Source organism: Moorena sp. SIO4A5 (genome assembly GCF_010672005.1).
GTDB lineage: Bacteria > Cyanobacteriota > Cyanobacteriia > Cyanobacteriales > Coleofasciculaceae > Moorena.
In genome coordinates, this window is record NZ_JAAHHZ010000507.1 from 1 (window position 1) to 3,476 (window position 3,476).

The window sequence follows — 3,476 nt, forward strand, 5'->3', positions numbered from 1 at the left end:
CGTTTAGCATCAGCAGTTACTGAAGATTTCTCTAACGCTACCGATGTCGCTGACTATTTAGCCTCAAAAGGGGTTCCGTTTCGGGAAGCCTACAATCTGGTGGGTAAGGTGGTCAGAGGTTGTTTGGGATCCGGGAAGTTACTGAAGGATTTGAGCCTTGAACAGTGGCAAGCGTTGCATCCAGCCTTTGCAGAGGATATTTATCAAGCCATTGCCCCTACTCAAGTAGTAGCTCGTCGGAATAGTTATGGTGGCACTGGTTTTGACCAGGTTAGGCGAGGGATTCAGGATGCATGCGATCGCCTAATTTCTAATAATGATTGATCGCTAATTTATCTCTAATCTTAGATCTTGTCGTTCGCTAGCCAACGCCCTTCGGGCTAATCGCGTAGCGTGACCGTAGGTCAATCTTGCACCAGTACAAAACTACTTAATAATAGGGAAGTTAGGAGCGGGAAACTTCGGATCAGAAGTAAGATTTTTTAGTTAGTTTTTGGCTTAAAACATACTTTGACTTTTGTTTATTCCAATAACATAACCGATACTTTTTAGCTACCAAAGTCTACCAAGATAAACTTTAGCCCACCAATCCAAGATGCTTTCACATCCAGGGGGTATTTCCGCTCTGACGGAATATCCCGCGAGCGCCATAAAAATGTCAACAAATTTGGTTCCACCGGGATTACAGCGCAACTATTAAACCCTTGGTTTTCGGCTTTAATTTAAGTTACATAATAATCCCTGTCGGTGTTACCCTAATTTAAGTCTAACAAATAATAAGAGTTTTTGGTAGACTCTGCGACATTTTCTTGTGCTGTTTACTAACCTTGACTTATTCTGATTCGAAGCTCCTCACTCGAAGCTCCTAAATTTTCTAAATCGACTTTCTACATCGACAGTCGTTAATCAACTCGGGTAGCTACCTCATCGGATGTAAGGAGTCAGTTATCAGCTGACTCCTTACATCGCACCAGTACCACCTTGGTAATTATCCTGGTTAGTTTCTGTTGTTGTTTCCTCCGACTTAGGAGGTTTGCTACCGTACCGTCTATTTTTGGAAAAACGGCCCGTATTACGCTTGGATTTCCGAAACTTACGGGCGTAAGCTTGATTCCGCTGCGCCTTTTCCTTTTTTAGATTGCGGCGCTTTGCCATGTCTACCTCATTGATAAAAAAACAAAAACACTATCAAACCCAAGTCTTACAATAAATTCAGCTTGGTTTATTTAAGTTACCCATGTGACCCAAGGGAAAGTCAAATAGTTATTTGACCACACCAGACTTCTTGATTGTCCTCGAAGCCTACTGTTTCTAGAACTGACTGCGACTACGATTTCCTCGATTGTTGTCGTTGTCGTTAGTCTTTGGTCTAGCTTTACGGACGCGCATATAACGTCCCATCCATTGTGCACCATCTAGCTCAGCAATAGCCGAATCTTCCTCATCCGGTGTCCCCATATCAACAAAAGCGAATCCACGCCCTTGACCGGTTTCCCTATCTTTAGGAACTGCTACTTTTGATACTGTACCATAATCCTCAAATACTTCCTGTAGGTTTTGAGAGGTAACCTGATAATCTAGGTTGCCAATGTATATAGTCATTTAGAGTTGTCCATCTGATCGAACATGTTCAGATGAAGGTCGGTGAGAGGGCGAAGCACTGGTGCATATCTACCCTGGTTATTACAGCGATGCAGCACCTTCATCAGGGGGTTTCCGACCCTCGCGCTTTGCATCAAGACAGATATTTAAACACAAGTGCTTTGCCTGTGAACCGGTCAGGTATTCCTTAGGCTCCTAGCTGTTAACTACTCAGACGTTCAACGTTGAATTGCATCACAATGGACTTTTCAATCACTGACGTTACCGAACTTGCATCCATAATGTCTATCATAGCAGTCAGTAAAAGCAACACACACACTCAACAGCCCTATCATCACATGAGAAGATTATGGCAATTTGTCCAAACCGTTATCGGGATTATATTTCGACATCCTATTACCGGTACGAGCATCATTCCACTCTTGCCGGATGGGCGAATTGTGCTAGTTCGACGTCGTGACAATGGTAAGTGGGCTCTACCAGGAGGGATAGTTAACTGGGGTCAAGATATTCCAACGACTATCGAACGGGAATTATTTGAGGAAACTGGACTGGAGTTGCTCAAGATTCGCCAGTTAGTTGGGGTTTACTCAGCACCAGGAAGAGATCCCAGAGTCCATTCTATCTGTATTCTGGTAGAAGCTGATGTCACCGGAACTATGGAGGTACAGGACGTCTTGGAAATTAGTGAAGTCAAGGCGTTTGAACCGGAAGCTATCCCTAAGGGAAACCTCAGCCATGACCATGACCGTCAGTTACAGGACTATTTTGAGGGTAATATCACCGTTGCCTAGTGCATTCGTGCAGCCTACACAGATGATTGACTTGCCGGTGTAGATCAATCTGGTTAGTCACTGAGAAACCAGATGACAGGGTGCTTTGGAACACAACGCAAGTTGATCTGATTAAAAGTCGCTGGAGCAACTAACTACCAACCACTGACAACATTCCCCAAAAGATTAAGTAAGGATCAACTATAATCTGAGCCGCTATTGCAGGAAATTGGGATTGGAGATAAGTAACTAACTGCTCAGAATCCCCGCCAGTCAGAGCAATCGCACTGTTGGGAAACTTGCTTTGCCAATCCTCAATAAAATCCCGGATACTAGCCAATACTGTATAGACAACACCACTTGCTATTGCCTCTGATGTCTCCAGTGACCAACGCTTTGGTAACTGAGCTGGTAGTTCAATCGCAGGTAATGCTCCAGTTTTTTGTGCTAGAGACTGTAACTGTAATCCCAATCCTGGTAAGATAGCTCCTCCGATTAGCTGTAGGTTTTGGTTAGCCCCAGTAAAGGTTAGAGCAGTACCAGCATCAATAACTAAAACTGGATAACTATACCTATTACCAGCACCAAATACGGCCAAGGCGCGGTCAATGCCTAGGGTGGGATATAGTCCGCAAAGGGGTAAATCTGCCAGGGTCACTACTGTAGTATCGGAATAGTTTTGCCAGAGTGCTGTTTGGGCAGGTACTACTGAAGCGATGTAAAGGGGTAATGGCTTGGATGGGTCTTTACCCTGAGCTTTTAACTGGGGTGGGAAAATTTCCGCTGACATTACATTAGACCTCCAGTCCTTGATTAACTGCGCTACAGCTGCTGGGGTTAGATGGTTGGTATCCCAGGCTTTTTTCAGGGTGTTATCCACAAACCAAGCCCAATGTAGCCGGGAATTGCCAATCACTAATCCTAAAAAGCTGTTTGCCTTAGTTGTCATATAGCAGTTATCAATTCGGTGAAGTACAAATTACTGGGTTAATGGGAGTCGGGAGTCGGGAGTCGGGGAAATAAATTTGCCTTTTGCCTTTTTCTTTGCCTAATCGATTCTAGATTTCTTTTTTTGGGAAGACTAGTCACAGTGGGAAAAAA

4 protein-coding genes and 1 pseudogene are annotated in these 3,476 nt (G+C 44.1%); 2 read left to right on the forward strand and 3 right to left on the reverse strand.

What is annotated here, in order from left to right; genetic code table 11:
• Positions 1–324, forward strand: a pseudogene (locus F6K57_RS40045) (argininosuccinate lyase); the annotation flags it as partial.
• A gap of 636 nt (positions 325–960) precedes the next feature.
• Here the strand turns inward: F6K57_RS40045 and F6K57_RS40050 are convergent.
• Complete coding sequence (locus F6K57_RS40050; protein ID WP_293042819.1) at positions 961–1,155, reverse strand: hypothetical protein; 195 nt, start codon at positions 1,153–1,155, stop codon at positions 961–963.
• A 156-nt stretch (positions 1,156–1,311) separates the two neighbouring features.
• Positions 1,312–1,602, reverse strand: coding sequence for an RNA-binding protein (locus F6K57_RS40055; RefSeq protein WP_293022087.1), 291 nt, complete (start codon positions 1,600–1,602; stop codon positions 1,312–1,314).
• A gap of 338 nt (positions 1,603–1,940) precedes the next feature.
• Between F6K57_RS40055 and F6K57_RS40060 the strand changes: the two genes are divergently transcribed.
• A complete protein-coding gene (locus F6K57_RS40060; RefSeq protein WP_070394675.1) occupies positions 1,941–2,396 on the forward strand; it encodes an NUDIX hydrolase in 456 nt (151 codons plus the stop codon).
• Between the two features lie 130 nt (positions 2,397–2,526).
• Here the strand turns inward: F6K57_RS40060 and F6K57_RS40065 are convergent, their stop codons facing one another.
• Entirely contained in the window at positions 2,527–3,324 is a 798-nt protein-coding gene (locus F6K57_RS40065; RefSeq protein ID WP_293074425.1) for a pantothenate kinase, read from the reverse strand.
• Between the last annotated feature and the right edge of the window lie 152 nt (positions 3,325–3,476).

Excerpts from the sequence above, each read along its gene's own strand:
- F6K57_RS40050 (WP_293042819.1), bottom strand. The coding sequence starts at position 1,155 with ATGGCAAAGCGCCGCAATCTAAAAAAGGAAAAGGCGCAGCGGAATCAA.
- F6K57_RS40055 (WP_293022087.1), bottom strand. The coding sequence starts at position 1,602 with ATGACTATATACATTGGCAACCTAGATTATCAGGTTACCTCTCAAAAC.
- F6K57_RS40060 (WP_070394675.1), top strand. The coding sequence starts at position 1,941 with ATGAGAAGATTATGGCAATTTGTCCAAACCGTTATCGGGATTATATTT.
- F6K57_RS40065 (WP_293074425.1), bottom strand. The coding sequence starts at position 3,324 with ATGACAACTAAGGCAAACAGCTTTTTAGGATTAGTGATTGGCAATTCC.